Origin of the sequence: Rathayibacter sp. VKM Ac-2927 (assembly GCF_022815525.1) — a bacterium.
GTDB lineage: Bacteria > Actinomycetota > Actinomycetes > Actinomycetales > Microbacteriaceae > Rathayibacter > Rathayibacter festucae.
Window position 1 is genome coordinate 55,472 of record NZ_JALGRT010000004.1, and the last position, 22,447, is coordinate 77,918.

Consider the following 22,447-nt stretch of genomic DNA (forward strand, 5'->3'; position numbering starts at 1 on the left):
CCACGAACCCGTCCCCCGGTCGGAGCGTCCTGCCCCGCACCACTCCACCCGCACCACCCCACAGCACGAAGAAGTGAAGGGAATCACCATGAAGATCGCCCACTCCGCCCTCCGGCGGACCCTGACGGTCGTCGCGGCCGCAGCACTCGCCGCGGGCTCGCTCGCCGCCTGCTCGTCCGGCGGCACCACCGGCGGCGGCACGACCGCCTCCGGCACCGCGGCCGACCTCGACGCCGCGCTCGAGACCGGCGGGAAGATCACCTACTGGAGCTGGACCCCCAGCGCCGAGGCCCAGGTCGCCGCGTTCGAGAAGGCCTACCCGAAGGTCGATGTCGAGCTGGTCAACGCCGGCACGAACAAGGACGAGTACACCAAGCTCGAGAACGCGATCAAGGCCGGCTCCGGCGCCCCCGACGTCGTCCAGATCGAGTACTACGCCATGCCGCAGTTCGCGCTGTCGGACTCGCTGCTCGACCTCTCCCAGTACGGGATGAGCGACCTCGAGGACAAGTTCTCGGCGTCCACCTGGGGCAGCGTCAACATCGACGGCAAGCTCGTCGGCCTCCCGCAGGACTCGGGCCCCATGGCGATGTTCTACAACAAGACGGTCTTCGACCAGTACGGCATCGCCGTGCCGACCACCTGGGACGAGTACATCGCCGCGGCCAAGGCGCTGCAGGCGGCCGACCCGTCGAAGTTCATCACCGCCGACACCGGCGACGCCGGCTTCGCGACCAGCATGATCTGGCAGGCGGGCGGCGAGCCCTTCACGACCGACGGCACGAACGTCACCGTGAACCTCGAGGACGAGGGCACCGAGAAGTGGACCGGCGTCTGGAACCAGCTCGTCGAGGGCGGCCTCCTCTCCGACACCCCCGCGTGGGGCGACGAGTGGTACAAGGGCCTCGGCGACGGCTCGATCGCCTCGCTGATCACCGGCGCCTGGATGCCCGGCGTGCTCGAGTCCAGCGTCCCCGACGCCTCCGGTGACTGGGCCGTCGCGCCCATCCCGACCTACGACGGCACCGCCGTCAGCGCCGAGAACGGCGGCGGCGGCCAGTCGGTCACCAAGCAGAGCGAGAACCCGGCGCTGGCCGCGGCGTTCCTGCGCTGGCTGAACAGCGACGAGGCCTCGGTCGACGTCTTCCTCGAGAGCGGCGGATTCCCGTCGACCTCGGCCGACCTCAGCAGCCCGGACTTCACCGGCGCCGAGTCCGAGTACTTCGGCGGCCAGAAGATCAACGAGGTGCTGACCCAGGCCTCGACGGACGTCCGTCCCGGCTGGTCGTACCTGCCCTTCCAGGTCTACGCGAACAGCGTCTTCGGCGACACCGTCGGCCAGGCCTACGCCAACAAGTCGAGCCTCGACGACGGCATCGCCGCCTGGCAGAGCAAGCTCGTCGAGTACGGCAACGCTCAGGGCTTCACCGTCTCCGAGTAGCACTGTTCTCAAGTAGCACTGGCGGCGTTCGAGGCCGGTCGGATCGCTCCGGCCGGCCTCGACCCGTCCCACGATCCTGAGGGGGATCCCGCATGACCACCGCTCCCGACTCCGCCGCGCCGGCCGCCGCGCCGACCGGCGCGCCCCAGAGCCGCTTCGCCATCGGCGCGACCGACTTCGAGCTCGACGGCAGGCCGCACCGCATCCTGTCGGGAGCGCTGCACTACTTCCGGATCCACCCGGACCTCTGGGCCGACCGGATCCGCAAGGCCCGCCTGATGGGCCTGAACACCATCGAGACCTACGTCGCCTGGAACGCGCACGAGCCGCAGCGCGGAGCCTGGCGCGAGGACGCCGGGCTCGACCTCGGCCGCTTCCTCGACCTGATCGCCGCCGAGGGCCTGCACGCGATCGTGCGCCCCGGCCCCTACATCTGCGCGGAGTGGGACAACGGCGGCCTGCCCGCCTGGCTGCTCCGCGACCCCGAGGTGGGCGTGCGCCGCTCCGAGCCGCACTACCTCGCCGCCGTCAGCGACTACCTCCGCCGGATCTCCGCGATCGTGGCGCCGCGCCAGATCGACCGCGGCGGGCCCGTCGTCCTCGTGCAGATCGAGAACGAGTACGGCGCGTACGGCTCCGACAAGGAGTACCTCGCCGAGCTGGTCCGGGTCACCCGCGACAGCGGCATCACGGTGCCGCTGACCACGATCGACCAGCCGACCCCGCAGATGCTCGCCGACGGCAGCCTGCCCGGCCTGCACCTGACCGGCTCCTTCGGCTCGCGGACGGCCGAGCGCCTCGCGACGCTGCGCGAGTTCCAGCCCACCGGCCCGCTGATGTGCATGGAGTTCTGGTGCGGCTGGTTCGACGACTGGGGCACCCAGCACCACACCACGGACGCGGCGGCGTCGGCGAGCGAGCTCGACGCGCTGCTCGCGGTCGGCGGCTCGGTCAACATCTACATGTTCCACGGCGGCACCAACTTCGGCCTGACCAGCGGCGCGAACGACAAGGGCCGCTACGCCGCGATCACCACGAGCTACGACTACGACGCCCCTCTGAACGAGAGCGGCGACCCGACGGCGAAGTACTGGGCCTTCCGCGAGGTCATCGCGCGCTACGCGCCGGTGCCGAACGAGGTGCCCGCGGTCTCCCCGCCGGCGCCGGTGCTCACCGCGCCGCTCGTGCCGGGCCCCGCGCTGCTCGGACTCGACGCGGCCTTCGGGCCGGCGACGCGCCTGGAGTCGATGGCGAGCTTCGACGACCTCGGGCTGGCCGGCGGGTTCGCGCTGTTCACGACGATGCTGACGGCGGGCGACGCTCCCGCCCGGCTCGTCGTCGGCGAGGAGGTGCGCGACCGCGCCTGGGTGCTGCTCGACGGCGTCCCGGTCGGCGTGCTCGCGCGCGACGACCACGAGCGGGCGATCACGCTGCCCCGCGGCACCGGCGAGCTGGCGGTCCTGGTCGAGGACCAGGGCCGGGTGAACTACGGCGAGCGGATCGGCGAGCACAAGGGGCTGATCGGCGGCGTGCGGCTGGACGGCGCGGAGCTTCTCGGCTGGGTCGCCCGGCCGCTCGCGCTGGAGTGCCTGCCCGAGTGCGGCCGGGTGCCCGGGAGCGGATCGTTCGCCGCCGGACCGGGCCTCGCCTCCGGCTCCTTCGAGCTCGACGCGCAGGCCGACCTGCACCTCGACACGCTGCACTGGGGCAAGGGTCTCGTCTGGGTGAACGGCTTCCTGCTCGGCCGCTACTGGCGGCGCGGGCCGCAGCGCACGCTGATCGTGCCGTCGCCGGTCACCCGGGTCGGGCGCAACGAGGTGGTCGTGCTGGAGTTCGAGTCGATCGCGGAGCCGGAGATCCGGCTGCTCGCGCACGCGGACCTGGGGCACACGGAGATCTAACGGACGGGCCTGCGGGGCGGGGCGGGCCGGGCTGCGGCGGGAGTGTCCGAGGCCTCTGCTAGCCTCGGGCCGCCTCCGCCCCGACGCACGGCGGAGCAGAGGGGGAACCACCATGACGCACACCACCGCCGCCCGAGCCGGACTCGCCCTCACGGGCGCTCTGCTGCTCGCGCTGACCGGCTGCACCGCCGCCGCCGAGCCCGAGCCGACCGCCGAGGCTCTGCCGCAGCACACCGACGCCGAGCTGGCGACGATCTTCGACGACATCCAGTTCGTGCCCGCGGAGTTCACCAGCACCGAGGAGATGCTCGGCTCGGTCTACCCGGGGCTCACCGCGACGGACGCCTCCTGCCTCGCGCCGTTCGGCGTCGGCTGGGACGCGGACGACACGCTCATCGACGCGGGCCTCGCCTACGGGACGAGCGCCGACCGCTCGATGACCTCGGTCGTCGCCAGCACCGGCGACGCGGACACCGCCTCCGCCCTCGTCGCCTCCGCCGAGGACGCGCTCGAGCGCTGCGCCGACGGCTCCGAGCTGTTCGCCCTGCAGGGCACCCCCGTGCAGACCACCGTCGAGCAGACCGAGCCGACGATCACCGGCACCGACGAGGCCGTCGGCTGGACCGTCACCGGCGACGTCGGCGGCGCCCCCTTCACCCTCGTCGGCATCACCACCCGCGTCGGCGGCGACGTCGTCGCCCTCGTCGGCTGGGACCCGTCGACGAACACCTCCTACGTCCCCCAGGCCACCCAGCTCTTCGTCGACGCCCTCTAGCAGCGCGGCTCAGTGGCGAGGGAGAGCGCTCGGGCGCTGCAGAACATCAGCTGAGAAGGGGTGGCCTCCGCTGTCAGGGGAGGCACCCTGCTCTCAGCTGATGTTGTGCGCAACCCCTGCTGGTCGAGCAGCGCGCAGCACGTTTCGAGCCGCGAAGCCGCTTCGCGTCTCGGTGGTGAGGGAAAGGACGCGGCGGCGCCGCGTCATGGTGATCGAGTAGCCCCGCAGGGGCGTATCGAGACCCGCCGTCACCAGCAGGGCGGGTCTGCGGACTCGCGTTCTGACGGTGGCGGATCTCGATACGCCCGCTCCGCGGGCTACTCGATCAGCATGCTTCTCCCCATACGGACTAAGTGATCTTTCCTAGGAGACCCCCGTGGTCGGCGTCAGCTCAGCCAGGAGAGCCGGCCGCCGTGCGGCGCCGCGGAGGCGAGCGGCACCCCGTCCGCCGCGAGCAGGAACGGCGTGCGCTCGGGCGCTGTCAGCGAGGCGGCCTGCTCCCGGAGCGGCGGCAGCAGCGCCTCCGCCTCGAGCGTCACCAGGCTCGCGCCCGACTCGGCGACCGTCGCCAGCACCCGCTCCCGCGCGGCCCACGGCAGGTACACCAGCGTCCCGAGCGACACCACGACCGCGCGCAGCCCCCGCGGCACCGCGGCGAGTACCTCCGGCAGCGCCTCCGCCGCGTCGCACGCGACGATCGCGGGCGGGTCCTCCCGCAGCGTCGCCACGGCGGCCCGGAGCCGCTCGGTGCGCTCCGGCCGGTCCGGCGGCAGCAGCGCCTCCAGCCAGGCGCGGTCCTCGGCGGAGCCGACCTCGAGCGGACGCAGGTCCAGCCCGCGCCGCCACGCCACGACGGGGAGCCGCGAGGGCGCCGCTCCCCCGGTCACCGCGCACTCGAGCACCGGCTCGCCCCGCCCCAGCCGAGTCGCCCCCTCCGCCCCCGTGAACACGTACGAGTACCGCTCCGGCGCCAGGCACAGCCCGGCCGAGGCGCCGATCTCGATCAGCGCGACCGGCTCCCCCGGCTCCGTGATCCGCTCCAGCGCCGCGACCAGCGGGGCGCAGCGCAGCGCCTCGTTCGTCTGGGTGAGGCGCTCCGCTGCCACCGGCGCGACCCGCGGCCACTCCCGCCGCAGCCACTCCGCGAAGGCCGCGCCGTCCACCGCCGGCGCCCCGAGCAGCCGCGCCACCGAGAACAGCAGCGACGGCTGCCGATGGGAGGGCGGCAGCTCGTCGATCAGCGCCAGCAGCGCCTCGTCGCCGGCGACGGCGAGCGCCCACTCGACCTGCAGCTCGGAGGTCTGCGCCAGCTCGACGGCGGCGCGGCGGTAGCGGTCGGCGGTCGGCTCCATGCCTCCATCCTCCGCGATGCCCCACCTGCCGCGACGGCCCGCTCAGCGCTCCAGGTGCGGCGGGTGGTCGCCGTGCCGGTGCACGATCCGCCAGCCCTGCCCGTCGATGCGGCGGTAGACGTGGGTGACCCGGATGATCAGCGGAGCCGTCTCGCGCCCGTCGATCCGCGTCGCGCCGATCTCGCGGCCGACCGTGTAGGCCAGGTCGCCGGCGACATGGATCAGGTCGTAGTGCGGCGTCAGCCCGCCGCCGGCGAACCGGCCCGCGACCCAGCCGAGCGTCTCGTCGATCGCCGCGCGGCCCCGCTCGATCGTGCCGAACGCGCCGTAGAGCGTCGAGTCCGCGGTGTCGGCCCAGCAGTGGCGGTACAGCTCCGCGTCGCCCGCGGCCATCGCGGCGAGCGCCTCGCCGACAGCCCCGAGGGCGAGCACGAAGTCGGGCGGCAGCTCGGTGACGGCGGCGGCGCCGAGGGCGGAGGAGGCGGCGGCGTCCATGCGCGGGACTCTACTCCCGAGGACTGTCGGTGGTCGCCGGTAGAACGGACGCATGTCCGGCACCCGTCAGCGCACCCTCCTCGACGTGCGGCGCATCTACGCCGAGCCGGCCGCGCTCGAGCTGCCCCGCGGGCAGGAGATCGTCGAGCGCTGGCCCGCGGCCGAGATCGTGCCGGTCGACTCGCACTGGAACATCCCGGAGGTGCACGGCGACGAGGCGAACGTCGCGCGCTGGGTGCGGATCAAGACGGAGGCGCTCGTCGTGGGCGTCAAGAAGTCGCTGGTCACCCGCCCCAACGGCCGCTCCGCCGACTTCATCGCCCCCTCCTCCGCCAACGGCTGCGCGATGGCCTGCGTCTACTGCTACGTGCCGCGGCGGAAGGGCTACAGCAACCCGATCACGGTCTTCGCGAACATCGAGCAGATCCAGCGGCACCTCGCCCGCCACATCGCGAAGCAGGGCGTGAAGGCCGAGGCGAACCAGTGCGACCCCGACGCCTGGGTCTACGACATCGGCGAGAACAGCGACTGCTCGGTGGACGCGCTGCTGAGCGACAACGTCCGCGACCTCTGCGACCTGTTCCGGATGTCGCCGACCGCCAAGGCCTCGTTCGCCACCAAGTACGTCAACCGCGAGCTGCTCGAGTGGGACCCGCTCGGCCGCACCCGCCTCCGCTTCTCGCTGATGCCCGCCGAGACGGCGAAGGTCACCGACGTGCGCACGTCGCCGATGGCCGAGCGGATCGCCGCGATCAACGACTTCGTCGACGCCGGCTACGAGGTGCACGTCAACTTCTCGCCGGTGATCCTCACCGAGACCTGGCAGCGCGACTGGACCGAGCTCTTCGATCAGCTCGACGCGGCCCTGCACCCGCGGGCGAAGGCGCAGCTCGCCGCCGAGGTGATCCTGCTCACCCACAACGCGGGCCTGCACGAGGTCAACCTCGGCTGGCACCCGAAGGCCGAGGACCTGCTCTGGGCGCCCCGGATGCAGGAGTCCAAGGTCTCCGAGAACGGCGCCGTCAACATCCGCTACCGCCGCGACCTCAAGCGCGCGGCCCTCGACCGCTTCCTCGCCCTGCTCGCCGAGCGGCTGCCCTACTGCCGCGTCCGCTACGCGTTCTGATCGAGGGTCCGGAGGAAGAGCGACGCCCCCGCGGCCGCATCGGCGCGCAGCCGCTCCTCCAGCTCCTCGTCGCCCGCCCCCCGCATCTGGGCGGCGAAGTGCCCGGCCCACCGGCCCTGCGGATCGAGCAGCATCGACACCGCTCCGCGGGCGACGGCGGCAGGTGGCCGTCGATAGCTGACGGCCGGCAGCTCCAGGATCGATTGCGCGGCCTCCCGCGGACCACCGGGGTTGAAGAGCACGACGAACATCAGGTCGTAGGCGTCCTTAGCCGTGGACCGCGACAGAAGTGCGGCTGATTTCGCGGTCAGGTATCCGGCGAGGGAAGCGAACCGCAGTTCGACGCGGTCAGGAGCGTCGACGTGGTCCGCTCTGACGCGCGGAGAGACGGAGAGTTCTCGAAGGATCGGCTGGACCAGGGCCGCAGCGGGCCCCTCCAGGTTCTGCACGGCAGCGCTCTCGGCGCCGGGGAGGCTGACGGTCTGTCCCGGCTGATCGACTACGTCGCACAGCAGATCCAGGCGCACCAGAGCGTCGCCGAGAACCGCGTCCCACTGCCACCCCGCCGCCCCTCTCCGGGCCCGGAAGCCGGACGTCCGCAGCACCCGATCCAGCCAGCCGAAGTCGAGCTCCTCGCGGTCGTAGACGAAGCCGAGCTCGAAGAGGAGATCGACATCGGTGGTCCCCAGGTGAGCGGCGGGCGCCGAGGGGGCGAGGAAGTCCGGGTTCAGCCCGCCGATGACGACGAAGTCCTGCGCGTGCGCTCCGGCGAGCAGCGCGAAACGGACCAGCGCGTCCTCCGCTCGGGCGCGCGCCGCTCTCGTCCTCGCCTCAGAAGCCAATGACCCTCTCCCTCAAGAACTCCGCCGCCTCGGCGCTCCGGCCCCCCGCCCGCAGGAGATCGGCGTAGACGCGAACCGGCGACGCGACCGTCACACCCTGCACGGACGAGGCCGAGGCCAGGATCTGAGGGGGCGAGGCAAGGAGGTGGATCCGACCGCCGGTCTCGACCTCGACCGCGCCCCCCTCGCCGCTCAGATCCTGGCAGGCTCGGTCGAAGTCCTCTGCCGTGACGCGGATCAACAGGTCGGGGACCCTGGTGAGGAAGGGTGCGAGCCGATCCGCCGCAGCGCTGCCGGAGGCGCACCAGCCGGTGGTCACGGTGCGCTCGACCAGGTCGAGGGAGTCCGCGACGTCTCGCCAGGGGACGTGGAACTGGCGCGACTCGTCCGCTCCCGCCGCTCGAGCCGAGTGCCCGGCCCAGTCGCTCAGCAGCCTGCCGGGGTCGCGGAACTCCCGGCCGGCCGTCCTCCCGCGCTCCGGACCCACCTTCGCGGTGTAGCCCTCCGCGTCGAGAGCGGCGAGCGCCTTGGAGGTCTGCTGATAGGAGAAGCCCGTGGCGGAGACCAGCTCGGCAGCCCGCGCCGCGGAACCACCCGGCCCTCCCCCACCGCGGACGAGAGCGGCGAGCGCGGCCTCCGCTGTAGCGAGCCTCGCGGCGCTCCACGCCCCGACGCGCGGGGGCCTGCGGCGCTCGGGCGGCAGCCGCACGATCAGGAGATCGGGATCGATCCGGATCACGGCGCTCCCCGACTCGTCAGCCCACGATGCGCCCTGCTCATGCAGGAGTGCGCGTGCGCCGGGCGACATCCCGCGGGCGAGGAAGACGGGCACGTCGTTGCGCCCTCCCGGCAGGTCGCGCTCGCGCGCCCGGCGCACGTCGGCCGGCAGTCCCTCGCCGATCCACACCGGAACCAGCGACCATCGCGCCGGCCGACCGACGACGACCCTGCCCGCGTCCACCCGCGGTGACGCCTCCTCGGGCAGGGCGCTGCGCAGGAGCTCCAGCAGCGACTTCTCTCGTCTCTCCACGGTTTTCATCTTACTTGGAGAAAACCTTTCTTTCTCGAAAATAATCGAGTCCAGGCTTCGGGGGAGAGAAGTACGGTCTGAGTGCGTCGGGGCGCCCGGCATCGCATTCCTGGGAGTCCGCCCGCCGTGCCGCGGCGCCGCTTCGCAAAGCGGATAGCGGCCCCCGTTCCAGGGCCGCTCCCCGTACCTTCGGAGAACGGTCGTTCCTGCGACCACTCGCTCGACTCCCCCCTCCGCCCGGCACCCGGCAGAGGGAGTCGCCGCCAGGGCCCTTCGAGCCCGGCGGCGGGTCGGCCTCCTCCGACTCGCACGACGTCCCGGCGCTCCGCCGGTTCCCCCACGTCCCGTCGCGGCCGACACCGCGACTCCCACACAGAACGGCGGCTCCGCACATGGGCGCTCTCCTCTACGGCACTCCGGCCACCTCCCACGAGATCGACGACCGCGCGCTCGCGCACCTGCAGATCGTGATGATCAACAAGTTCCGCCGCAACGAGGCCTTCGCCTTCCAGCTGGACGCCTCGAGCGCGCACGGCACCGGCCGCCAGACGCTCTGGCTGCACCCGACCATCCCGCTGCAGTTCTCCTTCCACGGCAGCCGCGTCCCTGCCATCAACGCCGCCTGGGTGCGCGCGCTGATGGAGGAGGCCAACAGCGGCCGCGGGCTGCGCATCGTCCCCGAGCCGGCGCAGCAGCCGGACTCCGCCGTCGCCACCGCCGCGGCCTGATCCCGTCACGCAGCCGGGGGGCGGGGAGACGATGATGCACGGCACCGAGCACTGGGCCCCCGACTTCCTGCGGCTCGCCGGGCCGGCGCACCACGACGCGGACTTCGCCTGCTCCACGACGCTCGACGGCGTCACCGGCTCGCTCTGCGTCACCGAGGGACTGCTGGTCCTGGGCGGCACGCAGCCGACCGTCCGGCTGCGGGCGCTCGACATCCGCTCCTGGTGGGACACCTCGACGGGCGGCACGTTCTCGCTCGCCGTCGAATCCGGCGCCCGGCACTCGGTGGTGCTGCTCTCGCAGTTCCGCGGCGCCACGGTGGTCGCCATGACGCAGGCCTTCGGGCCGCGGAAGCGCCGCGCCGCCGCCTAGGTCGTCTCCGCAGGCTGTATCCGCCCAGCGAACTTCCGCGCCGCTGCTCTCGACCTCGATGCGCACGCATGCGACGCTTGGGGGTGATGGACGACTCGAACGGCGAGGTCATCCGCTCCGACATCGGCGGGCGGGACTTCGAGCAGGCACGCGCGCTGCTCGAGTCGGTGTACAACGGGCACCGCTTCTCGGTGGAGCCGGGCGAGGACTTCTCCTACCGCTACACCTCGGTCGGCGACGGCGACGTCACGCTCCGCGGCAGCCAGTTCGCCGGCTCGATCGAGGGGCGGATCCAGACCGACGGCGAGTACGTCGTCTCCTGGCTCACCGCGGGCGAGGGCGTCACCGACCTCGACCAGGCGCCGATGCGCCAGATCTACGGCCGCCCCGCGATCTTCGTCACCGGCCGGCCGAACGCCTTCGAGTTCCACGACTACCGGCAGAACCTCATCCACTTCGACGGCGGCTACCTCGAGGGCGTCGCCCAGGAGGTGGAGGGCACGGCGGGCGGACCGCTGCTGTTCGACACCACCGCGCGCCCCGAGGGCGAGGCGCTGCGCCGCTGGTCGGCGACCGTCGCCGCGGTCGCCCGGGTGATCTACGACGTCGACAGCTCCGCGCTCCTGCGCCAGGAGGCCGACCGCGCCGTCGCCGTCGCGCTGCTCGAGACGTTCCCGCACGAGTCGCTCGCGGCGCCGACCGACCTCGCCGTGCCGCGCAGCGGGCGCCTGCGCACCGCGATCGAGTTCATGTACGCGCATGCGCACGAGCCGATCCGCACCGAGACGATCGCCGAGGCCTGCGGCGTGGGCCTGCGCACTCTGCAGTCGGAGTTCCGCCGCGAGTTCGGCTTCACCGCCGTCGACTACCTGCGCCGCATCCGGCTCGACGCCGTGCGCAAGGAGCTGCGCGCCAAGGCCTCGGGCGAGGTCAGCGTGACCGAGGTGGCGCACCGCTGGGGCTTCGCGCACCTCGGCCGCTTCTCGGCGTCGTACGCGCACCGCTTCGGCGAGCGGCCGAGCACGACGCTCGAGAAGTGACGCGCACCCGAGTGACCGGCGCCTAGAAGAAGTCCCCGCCGCTGTCGTGGTCCTCGCTCGCGCGGGCCTCCGTGGTGGGCCGGGCCGGCAGCAGCCGCCGCGTCTTGTCGCGCATGGACTCGACCGCCTCGTCGTCGTCGAGGTCGATCCCGCGGTCGAGCGCCGGGCTGGTGAAGAGCTGGCTGGCGGGCCCGAGCAGCAGGCGGGTCTCGCCGCGCAGCCCCTCGTCGGAGAGCCCCGGGACGACGACGAGGTCGGACTTCCCGACGTTCGCCAGGGCCTGGGCGTACTCGACGACCGCGGTGCACACCGCGTCCCCCAGCAGCACGAATCCGCTCGCGTAGTACAGCTTCTGCATCGTCTTCCCCTCTCGCGCGCACGACCGCGCCGAGATCCGACGCTAGAACGCGGCGCTGAGAGCTCCCACCCCCTTGACGGAGGGCCCGAGAGCTCCCCTCCCCCTACTCCTCCGCGCCGCCGACGGGCGTGCGGTTGAGCGTGTAGGCCTGCTCGCTGCCGGCCACGCCCGCGACGATCACCGTGATCGGCGCCGTGTAGGTGCCGAGCGGCCAGGTCAGCAGCAGGTCGGCGGTCTGCTCCTGGGTGCGGCCGTCGACCGGGACCCAGGCGATGGTCTTGCGGTACGAGCCGTCGGCGAGGTCCCGGTTGGTGCGCAGCAGGAGAGTCTGCGACCCGTCGGAGCCGACGCTCGAGGAGACGACCGAGAAGTTGGGGCCGTCGGCGGCGGTGATGCGCAGTGGAGTCGCGCGCGAGTCGCCGGAGCCGGAGCGGGTCATCCGCGGCGCGACGGTCAGGGTGACGAGCTCGCCGGCGGTGAGCTGCCCGGTGATCGCGATCGCGAGCGGGCGGTTCACGTTGATCTGCTCCTCGCGGAAGCTCTCGGCGGTGAAGGAGGTGTACTCGACCGAGCGGACCGACGGCGGGGGCGGCGGCGTGGTCGAGGCCGCGGCGAGCGGGGCGGCGGCGGCGACCGCGACGATCGGGACGCTCCAGGCGGCGGCGGTCGTGAGCGTGCGGCGGCCGAGGGTGCGGGACGCGGTGGTGCGGGACGCGGTGGTGCGGGATGCAGTGGTGCGGCGGGAGGGGGCGGTGGTCATGTCGTCTCCAGACGTCGGCGCGGTGCGTCCCCCTTCCGGGGACACGCGCCCACGCTAACCGACACCTGACGGCCAGCCGAGTCCCTGCGAGCCCTCTCAGCCCGAGTGCCACCCCTACGGGGGAGGTGGCGCCCGGGAGCCCCGCCGGGAGCGCTACTGCTCCGCCGCGCGCGCCACCGCCTCCAGCCGGGTGACGTGCTCCGGCCACCACTCGGCGGGGACCGGCGGCAGGTTGTCGCCCGGCGTGCGCAGCCCGACGCGGCCGTCGATCAGCTCGCGGACGATGTCGGCGTGCCCCGCGTGCCGGTGGGTCTCGGCGGTGAGGTGCACGAGGATCCGGTGCAGCGTCACGTCGCGGTTCGTCCACCACGGCACGACGCCCGGAGCGTCGAGGTCGAGCGCGGCGACCGTCGCGTCGGAGTGCGCCCAGACCCGGCGGTACTGCTCCACCACCTGCTCGCGGGACTCGTCCGCCGTCGCCCACATGTCGGAGTTCGGCTCGGACTCGTCCTCCATCCAGGGCATCGGCTCGGGGAACGGCCGGCCGAAGACGGCGCCGAGGTAGCCGGCCTCCGTCCCCGAGACGTGCTTCACCAGGCCGAGCAGGTTGGTGCCGGTGGGCACCAGCGGCCGGCGGAGGTCGTACTCGCCCAGGCCGTCGAGCTTCTGCAGGAGGGCGTCGCGGCCCTCCTGCAGGTAGCGGAGGAGAGTCTGCTTCTGAGGGGCGCTGCTCGGATCGGTGCTCATGCCCCCCAGCCTGGCCCGGGCCTCAGAGCACCGCCACCCGCGCGTCCTCGCGCACGACCTCGGTCAGCACGGTGCGCCGGGTCTCGGCGCCGACGGGCGACACCTCGCCGGTCAGCACGACCTCGGCGGTCGCCTCCCTCGTGGCGCAGTCCGGCCCGACCCAGAGCTCGACGAGCCCCGGCTCGACCGAGCGCACGCCGCGGCGGTCGGTGAAGGCCAGCCGCGCGGAGGGGACGTCGAAGCGCACCAGCGCCTGCTCCCCCGCCGCGAGCTCGACCCGCGCGTAGCCGAGCAGCTGCGCGACCGGGCGGGTCACCGAGGCGACCACGTCGCGCGCGTAGAGCTGCACGACGTCGACGCCGTCGCGCTCCCCCGTGTTGCGCACCCGCACGGTCGCGGTGAAGGCGCCGTCGGTGGGTGCCTCCGGCGCTCCGGGATCCGCCGACTCCAGCGCCAGCTCCGACCGGCTGAAGGCCGTGTAGCTCAGCCCGTGCCCGAACGGCAGCACGGGCGTGCTGTCGGCGCTGGTCACGTCGGAGGGCCCGCCGAGGATCGGGTGCAGGTAGGAGAACGGCTGCGCGCCGGCCGAGCGCGGCAGCGAGACCGGCAGTCGGCCGGACGGCGAGACGCGGCCCGAGAGGACGCCCGCGATCGCGCCGGCCCCCTCCTCCCCCGGGAAGAACGCCTGCAGCACCGCCGCGGGGGCGGAGGCGCCGCGGATCGCCCATTCGATCGCGTAGGGGCGGCCGGTGAGCAGCACCAGGGCGACCGGCGTGCCGGTGGCCACGACCGCCTCGACCAGCTCGCGCTGACGGCCGGGCAGCTCGAGGCTCTCGACGTCGTTGCCCTCGCCGACGGTGCCGCGGCCGAAGAGCCCGGCCCGGTCGCCGACGACGACCACGGCCACCTCGGCGCCGCGGGCGGCCTCGACGGCCTCCGCGATCCCTGCGGTGTCGGCGGAGGAGTCGTCGCCCTCCACCGAGCAGCCCTCGGCGAGGAGCAGCTCGCTCCCCGGGAACTCGGCGGCGAGCGCCTCCCGCACCGTGCGGATCTCGAAGCCGAGCGGCACGCCCTCGTGGTGCGCCAGCACGTGGTTGGCGAAGGAGTAGCAGCCCATCAGGGCGGGCGCGCTGTCGGCGTTCGGGCCGATCAAGGCGATCCGGCGCGGCTGGGCGAGCGGAAGTCGCCCGTCGTTCGTCAGCAGCACGAGCGACTCCTCGGCCAGGCGGCGGGCGAGGTCGCGGTGCGCGGGCGAGTCGAGGTCGATCGACTCGGGCGCGTCGTCGAAGCGGGCGTCGAGCAGGCCGAGCCGCTCCTTCTGGGCGAGCACCCGCAGCAGCGCGCGGTCGACGATCCCCTCGTCGGCGCCGCCGGAGCGGATCCGCTCGGCGAGCGGCGCGAGGAAGGCGTCGCCGGTCGGCAGCTCCACGTCGATGCCGGCCTCGAGCGCCAGCTGCGCGGCCTCGCCGAGGTCGGCGGCGACGGCGTGCATCAGGTGCAGGAAGGCGACCGCGAAGTAGTCGGCCACCACCACGCCGTCGAAGCCCCAGCGCTCGCGGAGCACGCCGGTGAGGTAGGCCGGCGTCGCGCCGACCGGGTCGCCGTCGATCTCCGCGTAGGAGTTCATCACCGAGCGGGCGCCGCCGTCGCGGATCGCCATCTCGAACGGCGGGAGCAGCACGTCCGCGATCTCGCGCGGTCCGGCGTGCACCGGCGCATGGTTGCGGCCGCCGCGCGAGGCGGAGTAGCCGATGAAGTGCTTGAGCGTCGCGTCGACGCCCGCCGACTGCAGGCCGCGCACGTAGGCGGTGCCGATCGTGCCGACCACGTACGGGTCCTCGGCGATGCACTCGTCCACGCGACCCCAGCGGGGGTCGCGGATCACGTCGAGCACGGGGGCGAGGCCCTGGTGGATGCCGAGCTCGCGCATCGAGCCGCCGATGGCCGCGGCCATCTCCTCGACCAGCTCCGGGTCGAACGAGGCGCCCCAGGCCAGCGGAGTCGGGAAGGTCGCCGCCTTCCACGCCGCCAGCCCGGTCAGGCACTCCTCGTGCACGATCGCCGGGATGCCCAGCCGGGTCTCCTCGACCAGCCGGCGCTGCTCGGCCCACAGCCACTGCGCGCGCTCGACCGGGTCGACCGGGCGGGTGCCGTAGACGCGGGTGAGCTGGCCGATGCCCTCGCGGGTCGCGTCGGCGTAGCCGGTGGAGGTGGCCATCTCGCCGGCCAGCGGCGCGACGACCTCGCCGCCCTGATCGACCCAGTAGCCGACCAGCTGGGTCAGCTTCTCCTCCAGCGTCATCCGGCCGATCAGGTCGGCGACGCGCGCGGACGGGGCGGGAGTCTCGGTGGTGGGGCTCTCGTTCATGGGGGTCATCCCTTCACCGCTCCGGTGAGTCCGCCGACGATGCGGCGCTCGAAGACGCTGAAGAAGATCAGCGCCGGGATCATCGACAGCGACACGAAGGCGAGCACCTTCGCCGTGTCGACGGAGTACTGCGACGAGAAGGCCTGCACGCCCAGCGGCAGGGTGAAGCTCGACTCGTCGCTGAGGATGAACAGCGGCAGCAGGTAGCTGTTCCAGCTCGCGATGAAGGCGAGGATGCCCGTCGTGATCACGCCCGGCATCGCCAGGCGGACGACCATCCGCCAGAAGAAGCCGATCCGGCTGCAGCCGTCGATGAAGGCCGCCTCCTGGATCTCGTCGGGGATCGCCCGCAGGAACGGCACCAGGATGATGATCGTCGTCGGCAGGCCGAACGCGATCTGCGGGAGCACGACGCCGGCGAGCGAGTTCATCAGGCCGAGGCTCTTGATCACCAGGTAGAGCGGCGTGATCGCGACGGTCATCGGGAACATCAGTCCGGCCGCGAAGAGCGCGTAGAACACGCCGCGGCCGCTGAAGCTGTAGCGGGCGAGCACGTAGCTCGCCATCAGCCCCAGCACGACGACGCCGAGGGTGGTCGCTCCGGCCGCGATCGCCGAGTTGCCGACCTCGCGCCAGAAGATGCCGCCGGTGATGACATCGAGGTAGTTCTGCACGTTCCACGGCGCGGGGAACCCGGACGGGTCGGTGGTGATCTGCGCGTTCGTGCGGAATCCGCCGATGATGATGTACGCCACCGGCGCGAGCATCAGGGCGATCACGACGACCGCGACGACGTAGGCGATGATCGTGCCGCGCCCCAGCGGGCGGCGGCGGGGCTTCGGCGGCCGCGGCGAGAGCGGCGTGGTCGCGGTGGGCGGCTTCGTGCCCGGGGGCACTGCTGTCAGGGTCGTCATCTCTTGGCTCCGGCCTTCCGCGTGTCTCCCGTGAGGGCGCCTTCGGTGTCCCGCCGCAGCACGAAGCGCTGGTAGAGCAGCGCGACGATCAGCGAGACGAGGAACAGGACCACGGCGACCGCGTTGCCGTAGCCGTAGTTGCCGGCGTTGCGGCCGTTGGTGACGAGGTACGTCGCCATGGTCGAGGTGCCGGCGGTCGAGGACACGTACTGCCCCCAGATGATGTAGACGAGGTCGAACAGCTGCAGCGCGCCGATGATCGACAGGAACGCCCAGATCCGCAGGGTCGGGGCGAGCAGCGGCAGGGTGATCCGCCGCTGCACCTGCCAGTAGGACGCGCCGTCGATCGACGCGGCCTCGGACAGCTCCTCCGGGATGCCCTGGAGGCCGGCGAGGAAGAGGATCACGGCGAAGCCGATGTACTTCCACGTGATGATCAGCATCAGGGTCCAGATGGCGATCGCCGGGTCCGAGAGCCAGTCCTGCTTCAGCGCGCCGAGCCCGACCTTCTCGAGGAAGCCGTTGACGGCGCCGCTGGTCTGGAGCATCAGGCTCCAGCCGGTGCCGACGACGACCTCGGAGATCACGTAGGGCACGAAGATCAGGACGCGGATGATCGACTGCCCGCGCAGCTTGCGGTTGAGCAGCAGCGCGATCAGGATCGCGGCCGGCCCCTGCAGGACGAGCGAGAGCACCACGATCGTGCCGTTGTGGCTGAGCGCCTCGTGGAAGGTCGGGTCCTGCAGGATCGTCAGGTAGTTCTTGAACCCGACGAAGTCGGTCGGGACGCCGTAGCCCTGCCAGCTGAAGAAGCCGTAGTAGGCCGCCATCACGACCGGGAAGATCACGAAGGCGAGGAAGACGATCAGCGCCGGGCCGACGAGGATCGCGACCTCGAGGCGGCCCGACCAGCCGAGGCCCCGGCGGCGTCGCTTCGCCGCCGGGGCCTCGGGGCGCGCGTCCTCGCGGAGCGCTGTGGTCGTCACGGTCAGGCCTTGGCCGCGGCGGCGTCGACGGCCTCGACGAGCTGCTCCGGGTCGCTCTTGCCGGCGAGCAGGTCGACGACGGCGACGTTCAGCGCGTTGCCGACGTTCTGGCCGTAGACGGTGTCGAGCCACTGCGAGACGTAGGGCGCCGAGTTGTACGCGGCGAGGATGTCCTTCAGGTACGGCTCGGTGACGGCCTCCTGCGCGACGGTGTTCACCGGCGGCGCGTTGAAGGCGGCGTAGTACTCCTTCTGCACGTCGGAGGTGGCGAGGTAGTTCAGGAAGTCGACGCACTCGTCGGGCGCCGCGGTGGAGCAGGAGTAGCCGTCGACGCCGCCCATGATCGAGCCCGGCGCGCCGGCGCCGCCGTCCACCTCGGGGAAGGGGAACCAGCCGAGGTCGGGCAGGGGCTTCTCGTCGGGGGTGAGCGAGGCGATGACGCCGGGGTTCCAGGCGCCCATCAGCTCCATGCCGGCCTGGTGGTTGGCCAGGAGTCCGGCCGAGGATCCGGCGCCCTGCTGGGCGGCGGTGGTGAGGAAGCCCTCGTTGAACGGCTCGGTGCCGGCGAAGGACTGCAGGTCCTCGCCCGCCTTCAGCCAGCAGTCGTCCGAGAAGTCCTTGGAGTCGGCCGCCTCGGCCATGGTGTCCGCGCTGCACTCGCGCAGGGCGAAGAAGTAGAACCAGTGCGCTGCGGGCCAGGCGTCCTTCGCGCCGAGCGCGATCGGCTGCGCTCCAGCGCTCTTGAGCGCGGTGACCGCGGTGTCGAGCTCGTCGAGGGTCTTCGGCGTCTCGGTGATGCCGGCCTCGGTGAAGAGGTCCTGGCTGTAGAAGAGGCCGCCGGGGAGCACGGCCACGGGCATCGCCCAGACCTTGTCGTCGAGCGTGTTCGCCAGGAACGAGCCCTCGGGGATCTCGCTGCGCGCCTGGTCCGAGATGCCGCCGGTGAGGTCCTTGACCAGGCCGCCGGCGACCATCGCGGCGAGCTTGCCGCCGCCGCGCTGGAGGAAGATGTCCGGGGCGTCGCCCGAGTTGAGCGCCGTCTGCAGCTTGCCGTCCAGGTCCTCGTTCTGGATGGCCTGCGACTCGATGGTGACGCCCGGGTTGGCGGCCTCGAAGTCGGCGATCGTCTTCTCCCAGAACTCCTGGCCGGGGCCGGTGGTGGAGTTCTGCCACAGGGTCATCGCGACGGTGCCGTCGGAGGATCCCGCGTCCTGGGCGGAGCAGCCGCTGAGGGCCGCCGCCGCGCCGAGCAGGGCCACGGTGGCCACCGCCGTCTTCCTGAATGCTGATCTCGTGAACTTCATCGTTCGAACCGTTCTCTTCGCTGAGAGGCGCCGCCAGGGAGAGCGGCGCCGGGGTGCGCCCGTCCAGGACGGGCCCGATCAGTCTCAGAGCGGCCGAAAGGATCGGCAAACGTTTTCGAAACCATTTTCGAAGCGCCGGGCTGAGGATCCGGATCGCGCTCTCATCGGCGCGCTTCCGGGGTCTAGGGTCGACCGCATGTCCCTCCGCCCGACCATCCACGACGTCGCCGCCGCCGCCGGCGTCTCGGTCGCGACCGTGTCGAAGGCGATGAACGGCCGCTACGGCATCGCGCCCGCGACGGCGAACCGCGTGCTCGAGATCGTGCGCGAGCTCGGCTACGAGTCGAGCCTGGTCGCCAGCAGCATGCGCTCGCGGCGCACCGGGGTGATCGGCGTGCTGGTCGCCGGCTTCGAGCCGTTCAGCGCGGAGATCCTCAAGGGCGTCGGCTCGGTGCTGCGCCGGTCGCGCTTCGACCTGCTCGCCTACAGCGGCTCGCACGAGGGCGAGCAGGAGGGCTGGGAGCGGCGCTCGCTCAGCCGGCTCAGCGGCACCCTGATCGACGGCGCGATCGTGGTGACGCCCTCGGTGGTGAGCACGCCGTCGGACATCCCGCTGGTCGCCGTCGACCCGCACACCGGCCGCGCCGACGTGCCGACGGTCGAGTCGGACAGCTTCGGCGGCGCCCTCCAGGCCGTGCGGCACCTCGTCACCCTCGGCCACCGGCGCATCGGCTTCGTCGCCGGCCGCGTCGACCTCCGCTCCGCCCGGCTGCGCGAGGCCGGCTACCGCGCCGGGCTCTCGGAGGCGGGGATCGCGTTCGACGAGCGGCTGCTCCGCGTGGGCAGCTACCACCACGACACGGCGCGGCTGCCGGCCTCGACGATGCTCTCGCTGGCCGACCGGCCGACCGCCGTCTTCGCCGCGAACGACGTCTCGGCCCTGGCGATCATCGAGACGGCCGCGCACCTCGGGCTCGACGTGCCGCGCGACCTCTCGGTGGTCGGCTTCGACGACGTGCCCGAGGCGGCCCGCTTCGATCCGCCGCTGACCACGATCCGGCAGCCGATGCAGACGCTCGGCGCGACGGCGGCCGAGATGCTGATCACGCTGATGGCGGGCGGCACCCCCGCCTCGCTGCACGTGCAGCTGCCGACCCAGCTGGTGCGGCGCGCGACGACCGCGCCGCCCTCGATGCGGAGGACACCCTGATGCCGGACGCGCTGACACCGGGCGACCTGACACCGGGCGAGGACGGGGCCGAGCCCCGCGACGCGCACGACGAGCTCTTCGACGCGCTGGTGTTCGTCGACCTCCCCGTGCTCGACGCGCTGCTCGACACCCGCTTCGTGATCGAGCACCCGACCGGGCTCGTGCAGTCGAAGCTCGACTGGATGGACGACATCGCCGAGGGCCTGAAGGAGTACCACGCCATCGATCACGTCGAGAGCGCGGTCTCCGGCACGGCCGCGCACCCGGTGCTCGTCTCGCGCACCCTGACCGAGGCGACGATCGGCTCGCTGCACGCCACCTGGCGGCTGCAGCTCACCAGCCGGCTGGTGCCGATCGGCGACGAGTGGGTGATCACCCGGACGACCGTCAGCACGTGGTGAGCCTCACTCCACCCCCTTGAGGGCGCTCGCCATCTCGATCCGGCGGACCCGCCGGGTGAGCAGGAGCGTCGCCGTCGAGGCGAAGCCGAGGGTGATCGCGGACGCCGCCAGCACGCTCGGCAGCGACACGTACGGGGCGTAGACCGCGCGGTCGTCGCTGAAGATGTCGGTGTAGCGGCCGAGGAACCACAGCCCCGCCGGGATGCCCGCGAGCCAGCCGAGGACGGCCGTGATCGCGTTCTCGGTCAGCGCGAGCGTCCGCAGCTCGCCGTCGCGCGTGCCGAGCACCCGGAGGGTCGCGTAGGAGCGCTCACGCTCGGAGAACCCGAGGGCGCCGAGGTTGTAGAGCGAGACGACGACCAGGAGGATCGCGAGCACCTTCATCAGGGTGAACACCCCCGAGAGCGCCGCGACCACCGACTCGGCGTTCGCCCGCTGCTCGGACAGGGCGAGCACCGGACCGGCGGCCGCCGAGGCCGGCGCGCCGTCGAGCGGAGCCTGGGTGAGGTACGCGGTGGGCGCGAAGTCCTCGCCGAGACCGGTCCAGGCCGCCTCCGAGAGCAGCAGGCCCTGCGGCTGCGACACGTCCGCGACGGCCGCGACCATCGCCGCGACCGGACCCGCGCCGCCGACCTCGAGGTCGACCCTCGAGCCGACCCCGCCGCCGGTCGCCTCCTGGATCCGCGAGGTCACCACCGGCCCGTCGACGAGCGACAGCGGGGTGCCGGAGGCGTCGCGGAGCAGGTAGAGATCGCCCGGCCCGAGCACCGTCAGCACGTACTCGGCGGGGCCGGCGCCCGCCCCGGTCAGCCGGAACGGGCGCTGCTGGATCCACTGCCCCGGCCCCGCCTGCGCGGCGAGCTCGGCGAGCTGCTCGGGCGTCGCTCCCGGCGCCACCTGCACCGAGGCGGCGTACCGGTACTGGTCGCCGTAGCCGCGCTCGATCTGGCGCGCGAGCGACTCCGGGATCCCGAAGCCGGCGACCAGCAGCATCATGCAGCCCGCCGCCGCGACGACCCCGACCGCGACCCGCACCGGGTTGCCGGCCGCATCGCGCAGCGCCCAGCGCTCGCCGAAGCCGATCCGCGACCACAGCGCGGGGAGGCGCTCGATCGCCATCCGGTGCGAGTGCTCGGCGGGCGGGCGCATCCCCTCGGCGGGAGTGAGCCGGCGCGCGCGGGCGGTGACCGCCCAGGCGCCCGCGCCGCAGGCGAGCACGAGACCCGCGGCGAGCGCCGGCGAGGTCCAGGTGTAGGCGATCCGCCACTCCGGCAGCGCGAAGCTGCCGCGCTGCGTGTCGAGCACGTAGAGCGAGAGCACGGGGGCGAGCGCGCCGCCGAGGAGCACCCCCGTCCCGACGACGACCGAGGAGAGCCCGGCGTAGTAGAGACCGATCGCGCGCCGTCCCATGCCGAGTGCGCCGAGCGTGGCGATCTCGGTCCGCTGGATGTCGACGAGCCGGCGGATCGAGGTGAACACGGCGAGGAGCGCGACCAGCACGAAGAGCGCGCTGAACAGCACCGCGAGGCCGCGGATCTGCTCGATCCGGTCGTAGACGGGCGCGATCGCCGCGTTCGTGCTCCGGTCGGCGACGCCGAGGTAGCGCTCGCCGAGGATGCCGGGGGCGGCCTCGCGCACCGTGTCCGCGTCGCCGAGCACGCGGAGGGTGTCGCCGACGAGGGGCACACCGAGGGCGGCGGCCGTCTCGGGCGCGATCACGGCGGCGGCGTAGCGGCCCGGCTCCGGCGCGATCATGCCGGGCTCGGTGAGCGCGAGGGCGTCGGGCACGAGCACCAGTCCGCGCACCTCGAGCGTGCTCGCGACGCCCGCCCGCGAGAGCGGCACCTGGTCGCCGACCGCGATGCCGTTGAGCCGCGCGTAGCCCTCGTCGATCCAGACGCCGCCGCCGTCGGCCGACAGCGCGGCGCCCTCGAGCACCAGGGGCACGTCGACCGCGTCGGACCCGGTCGTCGTGGTCGTGGTCGTGGTGAGCAGCGTCCCGGTGCCCTCCGCGAGCGGATGCGCGAGCGCGAAGGTCGTCGTCCGCGCGACCGCGGTCACCCCGGGCAGCGCCGCGAACGCCGCGACGTCCTCGTCCGTCGAGCCGAGCGCCGACACCCAGGCGTCCGGGAGCGCGTTCTCGGCCGCGAAGGAGTCGATCTCGACCTGCATCCCCCGCCACGCGCCCTCGAGGCCCGCGTAGACCGTGACGCTCAGCGCCGACATCAGCAGCACCGACACGAACTGGCTGCTGTAGCGCAGGAGGTCGCGGCGGAGCTTGCGGACGAGGAAGCGCACG

At 72.9% G+C, this 22,447-nt stretch carries 21 protein-coding genes; 9 read left to right on the plus strand and 12 right to left on the minus strand.

The features are described from left to right. Positions 1-88: 88 nt before the first annotated feature. From MT353_RS12945 to MT353_RS12955, 3 genes are all read left to right on the plus strand, one after another. On the plus strand, positions 89-1,441 hold the full coding sequence (locus MT353_RS12945) for a sugar ABC transporter substrate-binding protein (RefSeq protein WP_123734593.1): 1,353 nt from the start codon (positions 89-91) through the stop codon (positions 1,439-1,441). Between the two features lie 92 nt (positions 1,442-1,533). After that, positions 1,534-3,342, plus strand: coding sequence for a beta-galactosidase family protein (locus tag MT353_RS12950; protein WP_243624741.1), 1,809 nt, complete (start codon positions 1,534-1,536; stop codon positions 3,340-3,342). Positions 3,343-3,454: 112 nt separating this feature from the next. Beyond that, positions 3,455-4,117 (plus strand): hypothetical protein, encoded by a 663-nt coding sequence (locus MT353_RS12955; RefSeq protein ID WP_243624742.1) that lies wholly within the window; start codon positions 3,455-3,457, stop codon positions 4,115-4,117. 386 nt (positions 4,118-4,503) lie between these two features. On the opposite strand, the gene MT353_RS12960 is transcribed toward MT353_RS12955, so the two are convergent. Together MT353_RS12960 and MT353_RS12965 are read right to left on the minus strand one after the other, a co-directional pair. After that, positions 4,504-5,469, minus strand: coding sequence for a DUF2332 domain-containing protein (locus MT353_RS12960; RefSeq protein ID WP_243624743.1), 966 nt, complete (start codon positions 5,467-5,469; stop codon positions 4,504-4,506). Between the two features lie 42 nt (positions 5,470-5,511). Further along, a complete protein-coding gene (locus MT353_RS12965; protein ID WP_243624744.1) occupies positions 5,512-5,964 on the minus strand; it encodes a DUF4440 domain-containing protein in 453 nt (150 codons plus the stop codon). A gap of 52 nt (positions 5,965-6,016) precedes the next feature. On the opposite strand from MT353_RS12965, the gene MT353_RS12970 reads away from it, so the two are divergent. Further along, positions 6,017-7,090, plus strand: a complete 1,074-nt coding sequence (locus MT353_RS12970) for a spore photoproduct lyase family protein (protein WP_243624745.1) — start codon at positions 6,017-6,019, stop codon at positions 7,088-7,090. On the opposite strand, the gene MT353_RS12975 is transcribed toward MT353_RS12970, so the two are convergent. Next, positions 7,078-7,932: a hypothetical protein gene (locus tag MT353_RS12975; RefSeq protein ID WP_243624746.1), complete on the minus strand. Its 855-nt coding sequence runs from the start codon at positions 7,930-7,932 to the stop codon at positions 7,078-7,080. The two genes, MT353_RS12970 and MT353_RS12975, sit on opposite strands and share 13 nt — an antisense overlap. Beyond that, positions 7,922-9,064, minus strand: coding sequence for a type IV toxin-antitoxin system AbiEi family antitoxin (locus tag MT353_RS12980; protein ID WP_243624747.1), 1,143 nt, complete (start codon positions 9,062-9,064; stop codon positions 7,922-7,924). The genes MT353_RS12975 and MT353_RS12980 overlap by 11 nt, the downstream gene beginning before the upstream one ends. A gap of 290 nt (positions 9,065-9,354) precedes the next feature. Between MT353_RS12980 and MT353_RS12985 the strand changes: the two genes are divergently transcribed. The 3 genes from MT353_RS12985 to MT353_RS12995 all read left to right on the plus strand — a co-directional run bounded on the left by MT353_RS12985 (position 9,355) and on the right by MT353_RS12995 (position 11,100). Next, positions 9,355-9,690, plus strand: coding sequence for an ATP-dependent DNA ligase (locus MT353_RS12985; protein ID WP_123447516.1), 336 nt, complete (start codon positions 9,355-9,357; stop codon positions 9,688-9,690). Between the two features lie 31 nt (positions 9,691-9,721). Then, positions 9,722-10,060, plus strand: a complete 339-nt coding sequence (locus MT353_RS12990) for a hypothetical protein (RefSeq protein ID WP_123447515.1) — start codon at positions 9,722-9,724, stop codon at positions 10,058-10,060. Between the two features lie 86 nt (positions 10,061-10,146). Then, entirely contained in the window at positions 10,147-11,100 is a 954-nt protein-coding gene (locus tag MT353_RS12995) for an AraC family transcriptional regulator (protein WP_243599651.1), read from the plus strand. A 22-nt stretch (positions 11,101-11,122) separates the two neighbouring features. On the opposite strand, the gene MT353_RS13000 is transcribed toward MT353_RS12995, so the two are convergent. From MT353_RS13000 to MT353_RS13030, 7 genes are all read right to left on the minus strand, one after another. Next, positions 11,123-11,458 (minus strand): hypothetical protein, encoded by a 336-nt coding sequence (locus MT353_RS13000; protein ID WP_123447513.1) that lies wholly within the window; start codon positions 11,456-11,458, stop codon positions 11,123-11,125. 103 nt (positions 11,459-11,561) lie between these two features. Then, complete coding sequence (locus tag MT353_RS13005) at positions 11,562-12,218, minus strand: hypothetical protein (protein WP_243624748.1); 657 nt, start codon at positions 12,216-12,218, stop codon at positions 11,562-11,564. Positions 12,219-12,371: 153 nt separating this feature from the next. Further along, positions 12,372-12,965 carry a DinB family protein gene (locus MT353_RS13010; RefSeq protein WP_243624749.1) on the minus strand — a complete coding sequence of 198 codons (594 nt, stop codon included), beginning with the start codon at positions 12,963-12,965 and terminating at the stop codon, positions 12,372-12,374. A gap of 22 nt (positions 12,966-12,987) precedes the next feature. Continuing rightward, the gene (locus MT353_RS13015) at positions 12,988-15,333 is read right to left on the minus strand and encodes a glycoside hydrolase family 3 N-terminal domain-containing protein (protein ID WP_243624750.1); all 2,346 of its coding nucleotides are present in this window, start codon (positions 15,331-15,333) and stop codon (positions 12,988-12,990) included. 5 nt (positions 15,334-15,338) lie between these two features. Then, positions 15,339-16,247 (minus strand): carbohydrate ABC transporter permease, encoded by a 909-nt coding sequence (locus tag MT353_RS13020; RefSeq protein ID WP_243624751.1) that lies wholly within the window; start codon positions 16,245-16,247, stop codon positions 15,339-15,341. After that, positions 16,244-17,233 (minus strand): carbohydrate ABC transporter permease, encoded by a 990-nt coding sequence (locus MT353_RS13025; protein WP_243585885.1) that lies wholly within the window; start codon positions 17,231-17,233, stop codon positions 16,244-16,246. Before MT353_RS13025 ends, MT353_RS13020 begins: the two co-directional genes overlap by 4 nt. A gap of 2 nt (positions 17,234-17,235) precedes the next feature. After that, positions 17,236-18,537, minus strand: a complete 1,302-nt coding sequence (locus tag MT353_RS13030; protein WP_243615686.1) for an extracellular solute-binding protein — start codon at positions 18,535-18,537, stop codon at positions 17,236-17,238. 196 nt (positions 18,538-18,733) lie between these two features. Here MT353_RS13030 and MT353_RS13035 point away from each other — a divergent pair, with 196 nt between their 5' ends. Next, on the plus strand, positions 18,734-19,747 hold the full coding sequence (locus tag MT353_RS13035; RefSeq protein WP_243581482.1) for a LacI family DNA-binding transcriptional regulator: 1,014 nt from the start codon (positions 18,734-18,736) through the stop codon (positions 19,745-19,747). After that, positions 19,747-20,148, plus strand: coding sequence for a nuclear transport factor 2 family protein (locus MT353_RS13040; protein ID WP_243615688.1), 402 nt, complete (start codon positions 19,747-19,749; stop codon positions 20,146-20,148). The genes MT353_RS13035 and MT353_RS13040 overlap by 1 nt, the downstream gene beginning before the upstream one ends. A gap of 3 nt (positions 20,149-20,151) precedes the next feature. On the opposite strand, the gene MT353_RS22000 is transcribed toward MT353_RS13040, so the two are convergent. Beyond that, entirely contained in the window at positions 20,152-22,446 is a 2,295-nt protein-coding gene (locus MT353_RS22000) for an ABC transporter permease (RefSeq protein ID WP_243599646.1), read from the minus strand. Position 22,447: the final 1 nt, after the last annotated feature.

What these genes read in the sequence shown, in the direction of transcription:
- MT353_RS12945 (WP_123734593.1), top strand. Translation starts at nt 89, where the DNA reads ATGAAGATCGCCCACTCCGCCCTCCGGCGGACCCTGACGGTCGTCGCG.
- MT353_RS12950 (WP_243624741.1), top strand. Translation starts at nt 1,534, where the DNA reads ATGACCACCGCTCCCGACTCCGCCGCGCCGGCCGCCGCGCCGACCGGC.
- MT353_RS12955 (WP_243624742.1), top strand. Translation starts at nt 3,455, where the DNA reads ATGACGCACACCACCGCCGCCCGAGCCGGACTCGCCCTCACGGGCGCT.
- MT353_RS12960 (WP_243624743.1), bottom strand. Translation starts at nt 5,469, where the DNA reads ATGGAGCCGACCGCCGACCGCTACCGCCGCGCCGCCGTCGAGCTGGCG.
- MT353_RS12965 (WP_243624744.1), bottom strand. Translation starts at nt 5,964, where the DNA reads ATGGACGCCGCCGCCTCCTCCGCCCTCGGCGCCGCCGCCGTCACCGAG.
- MT353_RS12970 (WP_243624745.1), top strand. Translation starts at nt 6,017, where the DNA reads ATGTCCGGCACCCGTCAGCGCACCCTCCTCGACGTGCGGCGCATCTAC.
- MT353_RS12980 (WP_243624747.1), bottom strand. Translation starts at nt 9,064, where the DNA reads ATGCCGGGCGCCCCGACGCACTCAGACCGTACTTCTCTCCCCCGAAGC.
- MT353_RS12985 (WP_123447516.1), top strand. Translation starts at nt 9,355, where the DNA reads ATGGGCGCTCTCCTCTACGGCACTCCGGCCACCTCCCACGAGATCGAC.
- MT353_RS12990 (WP_123447515.1), top strand. Translation starts at nt 9,722, where the DNA reads ATGATGCACGGCACCGAGCACTGGGCCCCCGACTTCCTGCGGCTCGCC.
- MT353_RS12995 (WP_243599651.1), top strand. Translation starts at nt 10,147, where the DNA reads ATGGACGACTCGAACGGCGAGGTCATCCGCTCCGACATCGGCGGGCGG.
- MT353_RS13000 (WP_123447513.1), bottom strand. Translation starts at nt 11,458, where the DNA reads ATGCAGAAGCTGTACTACGCGAGCGGATTCGTGCTGCTGGGGGACGCG.
- MT353_RS13005 (WP_243624748.1), bottom strand. Translation starts at nt 12,218, where the DNA reads ATGACCACCGCCCCCTCCCGCCGCACCACTGCATCCCGCACCACCGCG.
- MT353_RS13010 (WP_243624749.1), bottom strand. Translation starts at nt 12,965, where the DNA reads ATGAGCACCGATCCGAGCAGCGCCCCTCAGAAGCAGACTCTCCTCCGC.
- MT353_RS13015 (WP_243624750.1), bottom strand. Translation starts at nt 15,333, where the DNA reads ATGAACGAGAGCCCCACCACCGAGACTCCCGCCCCGTCCGCGCGCGTC.
- MT353_RS13020 (WP_243624751.1), bottom strand. Translation starts at nt 16,247, where the DNA reads ATGACGACCCTGACAGCAGTGCCCCCGGGCACGAAGCCGCCCACCGCG.
- MT353_RS13030 (WP_243615686.1), bottom strand. Translation starts at nt 18,537, where the DNA reads ATGAAGTTCACGAGATCAGCATTCAGGAAGACGGCGGTGGCCACCGTG.
- MT353_RS13035 (WP_243581482.1), top strand. Translation starts at nt 18,734, where the DNA reads ATGTCCCTCCGCCCGACCATCCACGACGTCGCCGCCGCCGCCGGCGTC.
- MT353_RS13040 (WP_243615688.1), top strand. Translation starts at nt 19,747, where the DNA reads ATGCCGGACGCGCTGACACCGGGCGACCTGACACCGGGCGAGGACGGG.